At 67.2% G+C, this 15,526-nt stretch carries 16 protein-coding genes; 14 read left to right on the top strand and 2 right to left on the bottom strand.

The features are described 5' to 3' along the window. Window positions 1-37: 37 nt before the first annotated feature. Both ACPPVQ_RS14090 and ACPPVQ_RS14085 read right to left on the bottom strand, forming a co-directional pair. Entirely contained in the window at window positions 38-532 is a 495-nt protein-coding gene (locus ACPPVQ_RS14090) for a DUF4395 domain-containing protein (RefSeq protein ID WP_426515725.1), read from the bottom strand. Continuing rightward, window positions 516-974 (bottom strand): TlpA family protein disulfide reductase, encoded by a 459-nt coding sequence (locus ACPPVQ_RS14085; protein ID WP_426515724.1) that lies wholly within the window; start codon window positions 972-974, stop codon window positions 516-518. Before ACPPVQ_RS14085 ends, ACPPVQ_RS14090 begins: the two co-directional genes overlap by 17 nt. Window positions 975-1,100: 126 nt before the next feature. On the opposite strand from ACPPVQ_RS14085, the gene thyX reads away from it, so the two are divergent. The 14 genes from thyX to dapF all read left to right on the top strand — a co-directional run bounded on the left by thyX (window position 1,101) and on the right by dapF (window position 15,509). After that, window positions 1,101-1,811, top strand: coding sequence for an FAD-dependent thymidylate synthase (gene thyX, locus ACPPVQ_RS14080; RefSeq protein ID WP_426521272.1), 711 nt, complete (start codon window positions 1,101-1,103; stop codon window positions 1,809-1,811). A 48-nt stretch (window positions 1,812-1,859) separates the two neighbouring features. Beyond that, on the top strand, window positions 1,860-2,837 hold the full coding sequence (gene dapA, locus ACPPVQ_RS14075; RefSeq protein WP_426515723.1) for a 4-hydroxy-tetrahydrodipicolinate synthase: 978 nt from the start codon (window positions 1,860-1,862) through the stop codon (window positions 2,835-2,837). Window positions 2,838-2,904: 67 nt separating this feature from the next. Beyond that, the gene (locus tag ACPPVQ_RS14070) at window positions 2,905-4,581 is read left to right on the top strand and encodes a ribonuclease J (protein WP_426515722.1); all 1,677 of its coding nucleotides are present in this window, start codon (window positions 2,905-2,907) and stop codon (window positions 4,579-4,581) included. A gap of 42 nt (window positions 4,582-4,623) precedes the next feature. Then, window positions 4,624-5,115, top strand: a complete 492-nt coding sequence (locus tag ACPPVQ_RS14065; protein WP_426515721.1) for an N-acetyltransferase family protein — start codon at window positions 4,624-4,626, stop codon at window positions 5,113-5,115. 84 nt (window positions 5,116-5,199) lie between these two features. Beyond that, the gene (locus ACPPVQ_RS14060) at window positions 5,200-8,010 is read left to right on the top strand and encodes a DNA translocase FtsK 4TM domain-containing protein (RefSeq protein WP_426515720.1); all 2,811 of its coding nucleotides are present in this window, start codon (window positions 5,200-5,202) and stop codon (window positions 8,008-8,010) included. 4 nt (window positions 8,011-8,014) lie between these two features. Continuing rightward, complete coding sequence (pgsA, locus tag ACPPVQ_RS14055; protein WP_426515719.1) at window positions 8,015-8,635, top strand: CDP-diacylglycerol--glycerol-3-phosphate 3-phosphatidyltransferase; 621 nt, start codon at window positions 8,015-8,017, stop codon at window positions 8,633-8,635. Further along, window positions 8,628-9,158: a CinA family protein gene (locus tag ACPPVQ_RS14050; protein WP_426515718.1), complete on the top strand. Its 531-nt coding sequence runs from the start codon at window positions 8,628-8,630 to the stop codon at window positions 9,156-9,158. The genes pgsA and ACPPVQ_RS14050 overlap by 8 nt, the downstream gene beginning before the upstream one ends. Before the next feature lie 156 nt (window positions 9,159-9,314). Then, a complete protein-coding gene (locus ACPPVQ_RS14045; RefSeq protein WP_163290993.1) occupies window positions 9,315-9,626 on the top strand; it encodes a helix-turn-helix domain-containing protein in 312 nt (103 codons plus the stop codon). Between the two features lie 71 nt (window positions 9,627-9,697). Next, window positions 9,698-9,922 (top strand): DUF3046 domain-containing protein, encoded by a 225-nt coding sequence (locus ACPPVQ_RS14040; RefSeq protein ID WP_426515717.1) that lies wholly within the window; start codon window positions 9,698-9,700, stop codon window positions 9,920-9,922. Between the two features lie 170 nt (window positions 9,923-10,092). Next, a complete protein-coding gene (gene recA / locus ACPPVQ_RS14035; protein ID WP_426515716.1) occupies window positions 10,093-11,166 on the top strand; it encodes a recombinase RecA in 1,074 nt (357 codons plus the stop codon). A gap of 5 nt (window positions 11,167-11,171) precedes the next feature. Beyond that, window positions 11,172-11,939 (top strand): regulatory protein RecX, encoded by a 768-nt coding sequence (locus tag ACPPVQ_RS14030; protein WP_426521270.1) that lies wholly within the window; start codon window positions 11,172-11,174, stop codon window positions 11,937-11,939. Window positions 11,940-12,071: 132 nt separating this feature from the next. Next, window positions 12,072-13,682, top strand: a complete 1,611-nt coding sequence (gene miaB, locus ACPPVQ_RS14025; protein WP_426515715.1) for a tRNA (N6-isopentenyl adenosine(37)-C2)-methylthiotransferase MiaB — start codon at window positions 12,072-12,074, stop codon at window positions 13,680-13,682. Next, a complete protein-coding gene (gene miaA / locus ACPPVQ_RS14020; protein WP_426515714.1) occupies window positions 13,669-14,625 on the top strand; it encodes a tRNA (adenosine(37)-N6)-dimethylallyltransferase MiaA in 957 nt (318 codons plus the stop codon). The genes miaB and miaA overlap by 14 nt, the downstream gene beginning before the upstream one ends. A 2-nt stretch (window positions 14,626-14,627) precedes the next feature. Then, window positions 14,628-15,509, top strand: a complete 882-nt coding sequence (gene dapF, locus ACPPVQ_RS14015) for a diaminopimelate epimerase (RefSeq protein WP_426515713.1) — start codon at window positions 14,628-14,630, stop codon at window positions 15,507-15,509. Window positions 15,510-15,526: the final 17 nt, after the last annotated feature.

Here is a 15,526-nt window from a genome sequence, read left to right as displayed (position 1 = left end):
CGCAGGCTGGGCGCCCGCTCCGGCCCGACTGCGTCGGTCAGGCAGCGCTCGCGGGGGTACGGCGGATGACGCCCGCGCGGACGAGCAGCAGGTAGATCTGGCAGCCGAGGCAGTAGCCGAACACCGAATTCAGGAACGCCGCGACGAACGCGAGGCCGGCCGCGATCACCACCGCGTACGGCACGCCGAAGAGCGCGAGCAGGAGCCCCAGAGCCGTGATGACGAAGCCGACGCCTTGCGCGAAGGTCGGGGGCGCCGGGTCTTCGCGCTCCGTCGGCGGCGCGAGTCGCGGCCGCACGAGACGGCGGAACAGGGCACCGTACGGGTGTCTCTGGATGCCGGCGAACGCGCCCCATGCGAACAGCAGCGAGATGACCAGGAGCACGACGAACGCCGCGGCGTCGAGCCCGGCGAGGCCGAGGAACAGCGTCACCAGCAGGAGCACCGCAGTGATCCCGGCACCGAAACGCGGACTCCTCGGGTCGATGCCGTCGGCCTGCGTCGACGGTCGCGGATCAGGCTGTTGCGACATGGGATCTCCCGATGAGGTCGTCGAGTGCGGCGCGGAGGTCGTCGCGCCGCGGCGCCCCGCCGATGCGCGCGCGGACGATGCCGGACCCGTCGACGAGGAACGTTGTTGGGGTCTGCAGGATGTTGTACTCGCGTGCCAGTTCCGGGCGCTCCGTCAGGTCGATCTCGACGTGGGCGACGCCGTCACGTTCCGCGCTGAGCTCTCCGAGCACGACTGCAGTGCTGCGGCACGGCGCACAGAATTCGGTCGAGAACTGCAGCAGGGTGGCGGCCGGTCCGAACGGATGGGGAGACCCGACTCCCGCCGCGGTCACGATCGTGCGCGCATCCGCCCGATTCCGCACGCGTCCCGTCCGTGCCCGCCAGAGCAGGCCGATCGCAGTGCTGACGGCGACGAGGCCGAGCACGATCGCGAGGGAGGCGAACCCGTTCATGGTGGGCATGACACTACGCGCGCGACCGGTCGCGGGTGTGAAGTGTGACGCGGCGTTACGCTGGCACGTCGGTCCCGGCCGGGGCACGCATCCGGATAGTGTTGGCGCGTGCCCGAGATCGAGTTCCGTTCCGATATGACCGTGGAACTGGTGCGCTCCAGCGCGCACGATTCCGACGTGCTCTTCGCCGCCCGCGTCTCGACGCAGGGTGAGCAGACGCTCGAGCAGTCCCGACTCGACGGCACGGAGACCGAGGTCGACACGGCCCGCGACCGTGGGCTGATCAATTACCTGATGCGCGACCGGCACGGTTCGCCGTTCGAGCACAACTCGATGACGTTCTACGTGCAGGCGCCGATCTTCGTGTTCCGCGAATTCATGCGGCACCGCATCGCGTCGTACAACGAGGAGTCGGGGCGCTACCGCGAGCTGCGCCCGGTCTTCTATGTCCCCGATGCCGACCGCCGGCTCGTGCAGACCGGCAAGCCGGGCGCCTACGAGTTCTCGCCGGGGTCGGCCGAGCAGTCCGCGCTGGTCGAGCAGCAGACGACGGCCGCATCGCGGTACGCCTTCGAGGCATACCAGCGGATGCTCGAAGCCGGCGTCGCACGCGAGGTCGCGCGGATCGTCCTCCCGCTCAACATCTACTCCTCGATGTACGTCACGATGAATGCACGCTCGCTGATGAACTTCCTCTCGCTTCGCACGCGCCACCCCGAGTCGCATTTCCCCTCGTTCCCGCAGCGCGAGATCGAGATGTGCGCCGAGCAGATGGAGGAGCTCTGGGCGCGCCTGATGCCGCTCACGCACGCCGCATTCGAGGCGAACGGCCGCGTCGCTCCCTGAACTTCCCGATCGTTCTGCCGACCACGCTGAGGCGATAGCCTGTACAACATGTCTGTCTCCGCGAATCCGTTCGGCCAGGTGCTGGTCGCCCTGGTGACGCCGTTCACCGCCGATGGCGAGGTCGACTGGGCCGGCGTCGAGAAGCATATGGACGACGTCATCAACGATGGCGCCGACGGCATCGTGGTCACCGGCACGACCGGTGAGACGTCGACGCTGACCGACGCGGAGAAGCTTCGTCTCGTCGAGGTCGGCAAGCAGGTCTCCGCGGGCCGCGCGAAGATCATCACCGGCGGCGGGTCGAACGAGACCGCCCATGCCATCCAGCTCTACCGGCAGAGCGAGAAGGCGGGCGCCGACGGTGTCATGATCGTGACCCCGTACTACAACAAGCCGACGCAGGCCGGCATCCTGACCCATTTCCGGATGATCGCCGACGCGACCGACCTGCCCGTCATCCTCTACGACATCCCCGGCCGCACCGGCGTGCCGATCACATACGAGACGATCCTCCGTGCCGCGAAGCACCCCAACATCCTGGCCATCAAAGACGCGAAGGGCGACTTCAGCGAGGTCAGCCGGGTGCTCAACCAGACCGACCTCATGTACTTCTCGGGTGACGACGCCAATGTGCTTCCGCACCTCTCGATCGGCGCCTCCGGCCTGATCGGCGTGACGGCGAACATCGCCGCCCGGCCGTACCGGCAGATCGTGGATGCGGTCAACGCCGGCGACCTCGCCACCGCCACCGCGGCGCACCGCACCCTCGAGCCCCTGGTGCGCGCCGTCATGACCCACGTTCCCGGCACGGTCGCCGCCAAGTACATCCTCCACGGGCTCGGCCGCATCGGCAGCCCGCGGGTCCGCCTGCCCCTCGTCGGTCCTGAGGAGTGGGAGGCCGCCCAGATCGAAGACGAGATCGACCTCGTCACCGACATCCCCGGCGTCGACTTCCGCAACTTCCGGCCCGACCGCAACGCTGCGGCCGGCGGAGCGCTGCCCAAGATCGCAGGCACAACACGTTAGGTCCTGGCCACTGCCAGGATCGCATCACCAGGAGCGCCTCGCGCCCGCAAACGTATAGGAGGGGCAGATGCCCAACCTCGTCTCCGACCCGCCCGCCCTCGAACCGGGCACTCTCCGGATCATCCCGACGGGAGGCCTGGGCGAGATCGGCCGCAACATGACGATCTTCGAGTTCGACGGCAAGATCCTCATCGTCGACTGCGGTGTGCTCTTCCCCGAAGAGAACCAGCCGGGCGTCGACCTGATCCTGCCCGACTTCGCCCCGGTGCGCGACCGCCTCGACGACATCGTCGGCGTCGTGCTCACGCACGGTCATGAGGACCACATCGGTGCCGTGCCCTACCTGCTTCGCCTGCGCGCGGACATCCCGCTGATCGGGTCGGGCCTGACGCTCGCCCTGGTCGAGGCGAAGCTCAAGGAGCACCGCATCCAGCCGTACACGCTGACCGTGAAGGAAGGACAGCACGAGAAGCTCGGTCCCTTCTCCCTCGAGTTCGTCGCGGTCAACCACTCGATTCCGGATGCGCTCGCCGTGGCCATCACGACGGACGCCGGCGTCGTGCTGCACACGGGCGATTTCAAGATGGACCAGCTTCCCCTCGACAACCGCATCACCGACCTGCGGGCGTTCGCCCGCCTCGGTGAGAAGGGCGTCGACCTGTTCATGGCGGACTCGACGAACGCCGACGTGCCGGGGTTCACCCCGCTCGAGCGTTCGATCGGACCGGTGCTCGACAACGTCATCGCGCGGGCTCCGCGACGCGTGATCGTGGCGAGCTTCTCGAGCCATGTCCACCGCGTGCAGCAGGTGCTCGACGCAGCCGCGGAGAACGGCAGGCGTGTGGCCTTCCTCGGCCGCTCCATGGTGCGCAACATGGGCATCGCGGCCGAGCTCGGCTACCTGAAGGTGCCAGAAGGCGTGCTCATCGATTACAAGAAGGCGGCAGACCTGCCCGACGACCGAATCGTCTACATGTCCACCGGTTCGCAGGGCGAGCCCATGGCCGTGCTCGCGCGCATGGCCAATCTCGACCACCAGATCGAGATCGGACCGGGTGACACGGTCATCCTCGCCTCCAGCCTGATCCCCGGCAATGAGAACGCCGTCTACCGCGTCATCGACGGCCTGACGAAGCTCGGCGCAAGCGTGGTGCACAAGGGCAACGCCAAGGTCCACGTCTCCGGGCATGCTGCGGCCGGGGAACTGCTCTACTGCTACAACATCATCAAACCGAAGAACGTGATGCCGGTGCACGGCGAATACCGGCACCTGGTGGCGAATGCCGCTCTCGCGATGGACACCGGTGTGCCGCTGGAGAACACGATCCTGGCCGAGGACGGCACCGTGGTCGATCTCCGCGACGGCGTCGCGAAGGTCGTCGGCCAGCTCGATGTCGGCTATGTGTACGTCGACGGCTCGAGCGTGGGCGAGATCACGGATGCGGACCTCAAGGACCGCAGGATCCTCGGAGAAGAAGGATTCATCTCGATCATCGTCGTGGTCGACGCGGCCAGCGGTCGTATCATCACGGGCCCAGAGATCCACGCCAAGGGTTTCGCCGAAGATGATGCCGTCTTCGACGATGTGAAGCCGAAGATCGCTGCCGCCCTGGCGGATGCCGCGCACAACGGCGTCCGCGACTCGCGCGCGCTCAGCCAGGTCGTGCGCCGCACCGTCGGCCGCTGGGTGAACACGAGCTACCGCAGGCGCCCGATGATCGTGCCGTTGGTGATCGAGGCCTAGCCTCGAAATCCGCCCGTAACATGCCGCGAGTACGCTCCCGCTATGGGAGGCTTCGAGATTCGCAGTGCCACCCCGGCTGATGCCCGTTTCATGGGCGACATGCTGGTCGAGGCGGCGAACTGGAGCGTGTCCCGTGCGCGCCCCCGGGTGGCGATCCTCGACGATCCGAAGGTGTCCCGGTACATCGCGGGTTGGCCGCGGCCGGGTGATTTCGGATCCGTCGCGCTCGATTCGCACAGCATCCCGATCGGCGCGTGCTGGGCCCGCCTGTTCCCGCCGAACGCGCCGGGCTCCGGTTTCGTCGCCGTTGGCGTTCCCGAGCTGACCCTGGGGGTGAATCCCCAGTGGCGTGCGCAGGGTGTCGGGCGCGCCCTGCTCAAGGCGGTCACCCGGCAGGCGCTCGCCGCCGGGCATTCCCGGCTCAGCCTCAGTGTGGAGCGGGCTAATTTCGCCCAGCGGCTCTATGTGAGCGAGGGCTACGTGACCATCGAGTCGCGCGAAGCTTCCGACACGATGGTCGCGACCATCCGCTGACCTGGCAGACCTGGCGCGCGGCTCTGGGGAGACACCCCCGCTCCCTTCCCGGGCAATGACGGCGGTGCGAAGTACCGTGTTGGCATGGCTACGAGCACCAAGTCGACTTCACGCGCCCGGAACACCCCCGCGCGCGGCGGTTCGACGGCGCGCAAGCCCGCCGCGAACACGGCAGCCCAGAAGACGGTGAAGTACCCTGCGGCCGAGCCGAAACCCGGCCTGCTCGTGCGCATCTGGATGGCGCTGGCACACCTGGTCGGGGGAGCGTTCAGGGCACTGGGCCCCGAGAAGTTCGCCAAGGAGGAGCGGCGCGACGGCGTCCCTTTCTTCCTCTTCCTGCTTGCCATCGCAGGCGCGGTCGTCGAGTGGTTCCTGATCGACAACACGGTCGCCCAGACGCTCGAGGTCTGGACGTTCGGCGGCCTCTTCGGACGGGTGGCGTACGCCCTGCCGGTGATCATGGTGCTGTTCGCGGCCTGGCTGTTCCGCCATCCCAGTTCGGTCCACGACAACACCCGCATCGGCATCGGCCTCGGAATCCTGCTGGTCTCCGTCTCAGGGCTATGCCACGTCTTCAGTTCGCACCCGATGCCGTCGGACGGAATCGTGCAGCTCGCCAGGGCCGGCGGCGTGCTCGGCTGGCTCCTCGCATGGCCGCTCTCCGCTGTCATCACCTGGATCGGGGCGGGGATCGTCATCGGCCTCCTGCTGGTGCTCAGTCTCTTCATCATCACCAAGACCCCGCCCAACAAGATCGGGGTGCGCATCCGGGAGCTCTACGCCTACCTGTTCGGTGCCCAGTTGCCGACGGAGGAGGAGCGAAAGGCGGCGAAGGAGGCGAAGACCCAGCAGGTCGAGCTCGACGACGTCGACGAGCCGGCCGACGACGGCAACCTTCCCTGGTGGCGTCGCAACAAGTCCCAGCGCGAAGACGACCCGGCGTATGACAGCCCGGTCATCGCCGAGGACTTCACGGCGCTCCTCGGTACCCCGGCGCAAGCGGGGCACGGTGAGTTCGCCTCGGCGATCGAGCCCGACCCCGGGTCCGATCACTACAACACCGAAGTTCTCGAGGAACTGCGGCATGCCGAAGACGCTGTCAAGCGGTTCACGGGCGAAGTGGCGGCAGCGGGGCATCATCCGACCGGTCTGCGCGCGGACGGCGCGACCGAGCTGCTTCCCGGCTTCTCCGCGGACGCCCAGGCCGACTTCGACGAGGTCGCGGCCGGAGCTGCGAAACCGCTCGCTCCGGTGCCGCCGGCGCCATACCGCCTGCCTGCCCCGACCATCCTCTCTGCCGGGTCGCCGGCGAAGACGCGTTCGGCCGCCAACGACGAGGTGGTCGCCTCGATCACGGAGGTGCTCGATCAGTTCCAGGTGGATGCGAAAGTCACCGGCTTCTCGCGCGGCCCGACCGTCACCCAGTACGAGATCGAACTCGGGCCGGGCGTCAAGGTCGAGCGCGTGACCGCGCTCAGCAAGAACCTCTCCTACTCGGTCGCGAGCAATGAGGTGCGTATCCTGTCGCCGATCCCCGGCAAGAGCGCCATCGGTGTTGAGATCCCGAACAGCGACCGTGAGATCGTGTCGCTCGGCGACGTGCTGCGCTCCGCCGCGGCGACCAAGAGCGTGCACCCGATGACGATCGGAGTCGGCAAAGATGTCGGCGGCGGCTTCGTTGTGGCGAACCTCGCGAAGATGCCCCACCTGCTCGTCGCCGGTTCGACCGGCTCCGGAAAGTCGAGCTTCGTCAACTCGATGATCACCAGCCTGCTGATGCGGGCGAAGCCGGCCGACGTGCGCATGGTGCTCATCGACCCGAAGCGCGTCGAGCTGACGATCTACGCCGGCGTGCCGCACCTCATCACGCCCATCATCACCAACCCGAAGAAGGCGGCGGAAGCGCTGCAGTGGGTGGTCAAAGAGATGGACATGCGCTACGACGACCTGGCGAGCTTCGGCTTCCGGCACATCGACGACTTCAACAAGGCGGTCGTCAACGACGAGATCGTGCTGCCGGCCGGCAGCGAGCGCAAACTCAAGCCGTATCCCTACCTGCTGGTCGTCGTCGACGAGCTCGCCGACCTGATGATGGTCGCTCCGCGCGACGTCGAGGACTCGATCGTTCGCATCACCCAGCTGGCGCGCGCATCCGGTATCCACCTGGTGCTCGCGACCCAGCGGCCGTCGGTCGACGTCGTCACCGGCCTGATCAAGGCGAACGTGCCGTCCCGGCTCGCGTTCGCGGTCACGAGCGTCACCGACTCGCGCGTCATCCTCGACCAGCCGGGTGCGGACAAGCTCATCGGCCAGGGCGACGGGCTCTTCCTTCCGATGGGCGCATCGAAGGCGGTGCGTGTCCAGGGTGCGTGGGTGAGCGAATCGGAGATCCAGAAGGTCGTCGACCACGTCACGAGGCAGGCGCGCCCGGAGTACCGGCAAGACGTGGCTGCCGTGACCGAGAAGAAGCAGATCGACTCCGACATCGGCGACGACCTCGAGCTCCTCCTCGCGGCCGCCGAGCTCGTGGTGTCCACCCAGTTCGGCTCCACCTCGATGCTGCAGCGCAAACTCCGGGTGGGCTTCGCCAAGGCGGGGCGCCTCATGGACCTCCTCGAGTCGCGTGAGATCGTCGGCCCGTCGGAGGGTTCCAAAGCGCGCGACGTGCTTGCGACGGCGGAGCAACTGCCGGCCGTGCTCGCCCGGCTGCGCGGCGAGGAGCCGCCGGGCGGAGGCTCGGCCCGGACGCCGGAACGCACACCGGGGCCGGACGCGTCGGCGCCGGATGACGAGGACCGGTATGGAGGCGACCCCGTCGCGCGCATGACCGAGGGCTATCCTGAGGTGGAGGGCGACTCGAATGAGGACGCCTGGCAGCTGACCGACAGGGAGTAGACCGATGTCGGTGCCCGACGCCCCTCCGCCGGCCGCGGCGGGAGGACAACCGCTCCGTTCCCCGAGCAACTGGAACCTGCCGAACGTGATCACGGTCGTGCGGATCCTGCTCGCCCCGCTGTTCGTGTGGATGCTGCTGGCCGACAACGGAGAAGACGGCTGGCTCCGCTGGGCTGCCGCCGCGCTGTTCATCCTCGCGATAGCCACGGACGGCGTCGACGGCGCGATCGCGCGGCGGCGCAACCTGGTGACCGAGCTCGGCAAGCTGCTCGACCCGATCGCCGACAAGGTGCTGACCGGAGGCGCGCTCATCGCGCTGTCGATCCTCGGCGAGCTGCCGTGGTGGGTGACCATCGTCATCCTCGTGCGTGAGGTAGGCATCACGATCTACCGCTTCGTGGTCATCCGGCAGGGCGTCATCGCGGCGTCGCGCGGCGGCAAGATCAAGACCATCGTGCAATCGGTCGCCATCTCCTTCGCGCTCGTGCCGTTGTGGACGATCTTCGGCCCCTGGATCTACTGGGTGAACACGATCCTGATGAGCGCTGCGGTCATCCTCACCGTGGTCACCGGCATCGACTATCTCTGGCAGGCGTGGAAAGGCCGGAGGGCCCGGCGTGCCTGACGGTGTATCCGTGCCCGGCCTGGTCGGCGCGTCCGACCTGACCGAGCGCGTGATCGCCGAGCTCATCGGGCGTTCGCTCACCGTCGTCGCAGCGGAGTCGCTCACCGGCGGCGAACTGGTTGCAGAACTCACTCGGGTCCCCGGCGCATCAGCGACCGTACTCGGGGGAGCGGTGGTCTACGCGACCGCCCTCAAGCATTCGCTGCTCGGTGTCGACCAGGACCTCCTGGATACGTACGGTCCCGTCCATCCCGATGTCGCGTTCCAGCTCGCCCTGCGAGTGCGGGACCGTCTCGCCGTCGACGGGAGGCGGGCGGATGTCGGGCTGTCCACGACGGGTGTCGCAGGTCCCGACGGCCAGGGCGGACGATCGCCGGGCACGGTCTTCGTCGGTGTCTCGGTCGGCGACCGTACGCGGGTGGTCGAACTCGCCTTGTCCGGGTCGCGGCCGGAGATCAGGCGGCAGGCGGTGATCCGTGCGATCGAGGAGCTCGCTTCCGACCTCGGGATCCCTGTCATGTGACAGACGGGAATACCCCCTGTTTCGGGTCTGTTAACACTGACGAATTCACAACAAAACTCCAGTCGCCGTCGATATCGTGAAGTAGTGGATGCGTGTAGTCTTGGGCATCCGGATCTATCGTCCGTCACGGTGGCAGGGTTGAAAGAGGAGGCTCCAATGATTCTTGTACGTCAGGAAATCGGCGACGTGCTCAGGGACTTCCGCCTGCAGAAGGGGCGCACGCTTCGGCAGGTCGCCAGCAAGGCGAGTGTCGCCCTCGGATACTTGAGCGAGGTCGAGCGTGGCCAGAAGGAGGCCTCGAGCGAGATCCTCGCTTCGGTGGCCGACGCACTTGACACACCGATCTCGGTCATCATGCGCGAGGTGGGAGATCGCCTCGCAGTGCTCGAAGGTATCGAGCCCATCATCCCCGACACGATTCCCGACGAGTTCGTCGCGGCGATGGACGCAGACCTCGTCACACGCTGATTCGTTTTTCATCGGACGCCCCGGGAGACCGGGGCGTCCGTCATGTCTGCTGCAACTCGTAGGGTGGTCCAATGAAGTTGAGTGAATTCCAGCGCGCGGTGACCGACGAGTTTGGCGTCGAGTACGGGCGCGCACTCACCAGCGACCTCGTGCTCGGCGAGCTCGGCGGCCGCACCGCGGCCGAAGGTCTCGCTGCCGGCATCCCTCCGCGCGATGTCTGGCTCGCGCTCTGCCGGGAGACCGACGTTCCGAAGTCGCACTGGCATGGCGCGGGAACGCCGGCGCCCAAGCGGTGAGGCACGGGACACGCCGATGGCGTCTCTCGAAGATATGTTCGGATGTTGGTAGGCTCGTTCACAACGGCAATCGAAAACGGGTTGTCCACATGCTGGCCCGTCGAGGCGTGAGTGTCGGTGCCCACGCGTACAGTCGAACTCGTTAGCGAAGCCCAGAAGGAGAGACCGAAATGCCATCACCCGCCGATCGTGAGAAGGCCCTCGAGACTGCGCTCGCGCAGATCGACCGTCAGTTTGGCAAAGGCTCCGTCATGCGCCTGGGCAGCGACGAGCGCGCCCCCGTCGAGGTCGTTCCGACCGGTTCGATCGCACTCGATGTCGCACTCGGCATCGGTGGACTCCCGCGTGGCCGCATCGTCGAGATCTACGGCCCGGAGTCGTCGGGTAAGACGACACTGACTCTCCACGCCATCGCGAATGCGCAGAAGGCAGGCGGCATCGCCGCATTCATCGACGCGGAGCACGCGCTCGATCCCGAATACGCCCGCAAGCTCGGCGTCGACATCGACGCCCTCCTGGTCTCCCAGCCCGACACGGGTGAGCAGGCCCTCGAGATCGCCGACATGCTCGTGCGAAGCGGCTCGATCGACCTGATCGTGATCGACTCCGTCGCGGCGCTGGTGCCCCGTGCCGAGATCGAAGGCGAGATGGGCGACTCGCACGTCGGCCTCCAGGCCCGACTCATGTCGCAGGCTCTCCGCAAGCTGACCGGTGGCCTCAGCCAGACCAACACCACGATGATCTTCATCAACCAGCTGCGCGAGAAGATCGGTGTCTTCTTCGGCAGCCCCGAGACGACGGCCGGCGGCAAGGCGCTCAAGTTCTATGCGTCGGTCCGCCTCGACATCCGCCGCATCGAGACCCTGAAAGACGGAACGGAAGCCGTCGGAAACCGCACGCGCGTCAAGGTGGTCAAGAACAAGATGGCGCCGCCCTTCAAGCAGGCCGAGTTCGACATCCTGTACGGCGTCGGCATCTCCCGCGAAGGCAGCCTGATCGACTTCGGTGTCGACCATGGCATCGTCAAGAAGTCGGGTGCGTGGTACACGTACGAGGGAGATCAGCTCGGCCAGGGCAAAGAGAACTCTCGTAACTTCCTCATCAGCAATCCCGACATCGCCGCAGAGATCGAGACGAAGATCAAGATCAAACTGGGCATCATGGCCGACCCGAATGCGGTCGCCGAACCCGTTTCGAACGTCGGGTCCATCGAAGAGAAGCTCCAGGCCCGCAAGGGGGCGTGACCGGCATGGTGCGATTCCCGCCAGCGTCGGACTCCGAGAACGGCGAACACGTCGCACCAGTGGTCTTCCTGCAGGTGCCGCGGCCTGCGCGCGAGCGGGTCGCATTCTCCCGGTTCGACGACCCTGAGGGTGATGCGAGTTTCGGCGGCACGCTCGACGAAAACGGCGAGTTCGTGGAGAAGCCCGAACCAGAAACGGGTCGACGCGCGCAAGTGACGAGAATCAGCGGCACGAAAGTGCCAGACGCCGTACCCGACGACGAGCTGGCCGAGAAGAACGCCCAACAGAAGGCACGCGATCGTGCGTCGAAGCTGTCGCTGGATCAGCTCGCCCGGCGGGGAATGTCCCGCTGGGAGCTCGAGCAAGTGCTGAAGAAGCGGGAGATCGATGACGAGACGATCAGAATTCAGCTCAATCGTCTCGAAGACGTCGCACTGCTCGACGACCACGCGCTTGCGCACTACCTGGTCTCGACACTCCACCAGCGCAAGGGGCTCGGCAGCGCGGCCATCAGGCAGGAACTGAAGCGAAAGCACATCCCCGAGTACGACATCGACTCGGCGCTGCACGAGGTGGACAGCGAAGAAGAAGAGGCCCGGGCGATCGAGCTCGCGACGAAGAGGGTACGACAGCTGTCGTCCTACGACGACGAGACGATCAGGCGGCGGGTCCACGGCTTCCTGTCACGCAAAGGCTATGACGGTCACACGGTGAACTCGGCCATCAGCGTTGCGATGGCCAAGCACAAGCGCTTCGGCGTCCGCTTCGAGTGATCCGTCGCTGGGGCGGATGCCTGCTCGGGCAACCTGCTCGGGCAACCGGCTCGGGCAACCGGCTCGGGCGGCCGTCTCCCGCATTCGCCCGTGTCGGCGTACATGGCCGCCCGACCGTAAACTAGTCGCATCATGAGCACCATCACCGAAGAGCGCACCGTGATCCTGCCGTCCGACGCGGCGGTCGATGAGACCGGCCGGGCACGCACGTACGAAGTACGCACCTACGGCTGCCAGATGAACGTCCACGACTCGGAGCGGCTCAGTGGTTCGCTCGAGGCTGCCGGCTACGTTCCCGCCAACGGCGACGAGGCCGACATCGTCGTCATCAACACCTGCGCGGTGCGCGAGAACGCGGACAACAAGCTCTACGGCAACCTCGGCCACCTCGCATCGGTGAAGAAGCGGCACGCGGGAATGCAGATCGCCGTCGGCGGCTGCCTCGCACAGAAAGACAAGAACGTCATCCTCGAGAAGGCGCCGTGGGTCGACGTCGTCTTCGGAACACACAACATGGGCTCGCTCCCCAGCCTGCTCGAACGCGCCCGGCACAACGACTCGGCCGAGATCGAGATCCTCGAAGCACTCGAGACGTTCCCGTCGACACTCCCGACCAAACGGGACTCGAGCTACAGCGGCTGGGTGTCCATCTCGGTCGGCTGCAACAACACCTGCACGTTCTGCATCGTTCCCTCGCTGCGTGGCAAAGAGATGGACCGCCGGCCGGGTGAAGTCCTCGCCGAGATCCAGGCACTCGTCGACGACGGTGCGATCGAGGTCACGCTGCTGGGGCAGAACGTGAACTCCTATGGGGTCGAATTCGGCGACCGGCAGGCATTCGGCAAACTCCTCCGGGCGGCCGGAGGGATCGACGGGCTCGAGCGCATCCGGTTCACCAGCCCCCACCCGGCCGCGTTCACCGACGATGTGATCGTTGCAATGGCGGAGACGCCGACGGTCATGCCGCAGCTGCATATGCCGCTCCAGTCGGGGTCCGACCGCATCCTCAAGGCGATGCGCCGCTCATACCGTTCGGAGAAGTTCCTCGGCATCCTCGACCGTGTCCGCGCCAAGCTTCCCGATGCCGCCATCAGCACCGACATCATCGTCGGCTTCCCCGGCGAGACCGAGGAGGACTTCCAGGAGACACTGCGCGTCGTCGAAGCCGCGCGATTCGCGTCGGCCTTCACGTTCCAGTACTCGATCCGTCCGGGAACCCCGGCGGCGACCATGGCCGACCAGGTTCCGAAAGAGATCGTGCAAGACCGCTACGAGCGCCTGATCGCACTCCAGGAGCGCATCTCCCTGGAAGAGAACCAGAAAGTCGTCGGTCGCGAAGTCGAACTGCTCGTTGCCAACGGGGAGGGCCGCAAAGACGCAGACACGCACCGGCTCAGCGGGCGTGCACGCGACAGCCGCCTCGTCCACTTCGAAGTTCCGGCCGGTTCCGACCTGCCGCGGCCGGGTGACGTCGTCACCGTGACGGTGACGCAGGCCGCCCCCTTCCACTTGATCGCGGACTCGCCCGACGGCGCACGGCTGACGATCCGTCGCACACGGGCGGGCGATGCGTGGGACCGCGCCGAGGCCGAATCGTGCGCGGTACCTGCTCACGGGTCGACAGGCAGCGGAGGGCAGGCGCGAGTGTCGCTCGGTCTCCCGACCCTGCGCACGGGGGAGCCGCTGACGGTTCCGGGCGTCGGAACGATGCCCATCTACGATCCGTCGGATGGCGAGCGCTGACCCGCAGCCGGCCGAGCCGGTGACCGGGGGCGCGCACCCGCTGATCGTCGTCGTCGGACCCACCGGAACAGGCAAGACCGACCTCTCCCTGCACCTTGCAGAACGGATCCGCGCGGCCGGTGGCGACGCCGAGATCGTCAACGCGGACGCGATGCAGTTCTACCGCGGGATGAACATCGGCACCGCGAAACTCCCACCCCACGAGTGGCGCGGAATCCCGCATCACCTCATCGACATCCTCGACGTCACCGACGAAGCCACCGTCGCGCGCTACCAGCCGCTGGCACGCTCCGTCATCGGGGAGATCATCGGCCGGGGCGCGGTGCCCATCCTCGTCGGCGGCTCAGGGCTGTATGTGTCGAGCGTCATCTTCGACCTCCGGTTCCCCGGCACCGACGCCGGCATCCGCGAGCGCCTCGAGTCCGAGCTCGCGGAACAGGGCCCCGGGCTGATGTACCGGCGGCTCGCCGCACTCGACCCCGCGGCCGCGGCATCCATCGGCCCGAGCAACGGCAGGCGACTCGTGCGCGCGCTCGAAGTCATCGAACTGACGGGCGAGCCCTTCAGCGCATCCCTGCCCGACGAGCCGACGCCGTGGATGCCCGTCGTGACACTCGGGCTGCGCGCGCCGCGCGAAGAACTCACGGCACGCCTGGACGAGCGTGTGGAACGGATGTGGCGGGCCGGCCTCGTCGACGAAGTCTCCCGTCTCGTGCCCGCGGGAATCGAGAACGGAGTCACCGCAAGCCGCGCGATCGGCTACGCGCAGGCCATCTCCCAGCTGCACGGACGACTCGACGAGCGCGCCGCGATCGAGCAGACGCAGCAGCTGACCCGGCGCTACGCACGGCGCCAGGTCAGCTGGTTCAAGCGCTACCCCGGCCTGCACTGGCTCGACTACGACGACCCCGAACTCGTCGACCGTGCCATCGATAGGCTGTAGCCATGGCGACAACGCTCCACTTCACCAAAGGGCAGGGCACGGGTAACGACTTCGTGCTCTTCGCCGACCCCGACGGTCAGATCGACCTGACGCCCGCCCAGATCGCGGACATCTGCGACCGCCACTTCGGCATCGGGGCGGATGGGGTCATCCGCGCGGTGCGGTCCCGTCACCTTCCCGAAGGTGCAGAAGCACTCGCCGAAGACGAAGGCGCCGAGTGGTTCATGGACTACTACAACGCCGACGGTTCCGTGGCGGAGATGTGCGGCAACGGCATCCGGGTGTACGTGCGTTTCCTCATCGAGTCGGGGCTCGCCGAACTGGCGGACGGCGACACGCTGCCGATCGGCACACGGGGCGGCGTCAGGGATGTGCAGCGCAACCTGACCGGGTTCCAGGTCGACCTGGGCAGGTGGTCGCTGGCCGGGGGCGAGCCCCTGGTGCGTGCACGCGAGCTTCCCGTGGCGCGGCCCGGACTCGGTCTCGACGTGGGCAACCCGCACGTCGTCGTCGCATTGGCGGACGAAGAGGAACTGGATGCGGCCGACCTCACGTACATCCCGCATCTGGATCCGGCCCCGGCCGACGGCGCGAACGTCGAATTCGTCGTTCCGCGCGAGCCCCTGGTCAAAGAGGGCATCGGGCGCATCCGCATGCGCGTGCATGAACGCGGCAGCGGTGAAACCCTCTCCTGCGGTACCGGGGCGGCGGCCGCGGCCCTCGCTACGCGTTACTGGGCAGGCGGCGCCGCTCCGAACGCCTGGCGGGTGGATGTGCCGGGCGGCACCGTCGGGGTACGCATGTTCCCCACGGAAGACGGCGAGCACGTTGCACTCTCCGGTCCGGCCGAGCTCGTCTTCGAAGGCGATCTCGAACTGAGCTGAGCGCGTGGCTGCGACAG

It is taken from the genome of Leifsonia sp. McL0618, from assembly GCF_049994905.1.
In the GTDB taxonomy this organism is placed as follows: Bacteria; Actinomycetota; Actinomycetes; order Actinomycetales; family Microbacteriaceae; genus Diaminobutyricibacter.
The sequence above is the reverse complement of the archived record's forward strand: the minus strand, read 5'-3'. Positions and strand labels throughout refer to the sequence as shown.

Bases quoted from the DNA above. Each gene is read 5' to 3' on its own strand.
- dapA (WP_426515723.1), top strand. From the start codon at position 1,860: ATGTCTGTCTCCGCGAATCCGTTCGGCCAGGTGCTGGTCGCCCTGGTG.
- ACPPVQ_RS14065 (WP_426515721.1), top strand. From the start codon at position 4,624: ATGGGAGGCTTCGAGATTCGCAGTGCCACCCCGGCTGATGCCCGTTTC.
- ACPPVQ_RS14090 (WP_426515725.1), bottom strand. From the start codon at position 532: ATGTCGCAACAGCCTGATCCGCGACCGTCGACGCAGGCCGACGGCATC.
- miaA (WP_426515714.1), top strand. From the start codon at position 13,669: ATGGCGAGCGCTGACCCGCAGCCGGCCGAGCCGGTGACCGGGGGCGCG.
- ACPPVQ_RS14060 (WP_426515720.1), top strand. From the start codon at position 5,200: ATGGCTACGAGCACCAAGTCGACTTCACGCGCCCGGAACACCCCCGCG.
- thyX (WP_426521272.1), top strand. From the start codon at position 1,101: ATGACCGTGGAACTGGTGCGCTCCAGCGCGCACGATTCCGACGTGCTC.
- ACPPVQ_RS14040 (WP_426515717.1), top strand. From the start codon at position 9,698: ATGAAGTTGAGTGAATTCCAGCGCGCGGTGACCGACGAGTTTGGCGTC.
- ACPPVQ_RS14070 (WP_426515722.1), top strand. From the start codon at position 2,905: ATGCCCAACCTCGTCTCCGACCCGCCCGCCCTCGAACCGGGCACTCTC.
- dapF (WP_426515713.1), top strand. From the start codon at position 14,628: ATGGCGACAACGCTCCACTTCACCAAAGGGCAGGGCACGGGTAACGAC.
- ACPPVQ_RS14085 (WP_426515724.1), bottom strand. From the start codon at position 974: ATGCCCACCATGAACGGGTTCGCCTCCCTCGCGATCGTGCTCGGCCTC.
- ACPPVQ_RS14030 (WP_426521270.1), top strand. From the start codon at position 11,172: ATGGTGCGATTCCCGCCAGCGTCGGACTCCGAGAACGGCGAACACGTC.
- ACPPVQ_RS14045 (WP_163290993.1), top strand. From the start codon at position 9,315: ATGATTCTTGTACGTCAGGAAATCGGCGACGTGCTCAGGGACTTCCGC.
- recA (WP_426515716.1), top strand. From the start codon at position 10,093: ATGCCATCACCCGCCGATCGTGAGAAGGCCCTCGAGACTGCGCTCGCG.
- miaB (WP_426515715.1), top strand. From the start codon at position 12,072: ATGAGCACCATCACCGAAGAGCGCACCGTGATCCTGCCGTCCGACGCG.
- pgsA (WP_426515719.1), top strand. From the start codon at position 8,015: ATGTCGGTGCCCGACGCCCCTCCGCCGGCCGCGGCGGGAGGACAACCG.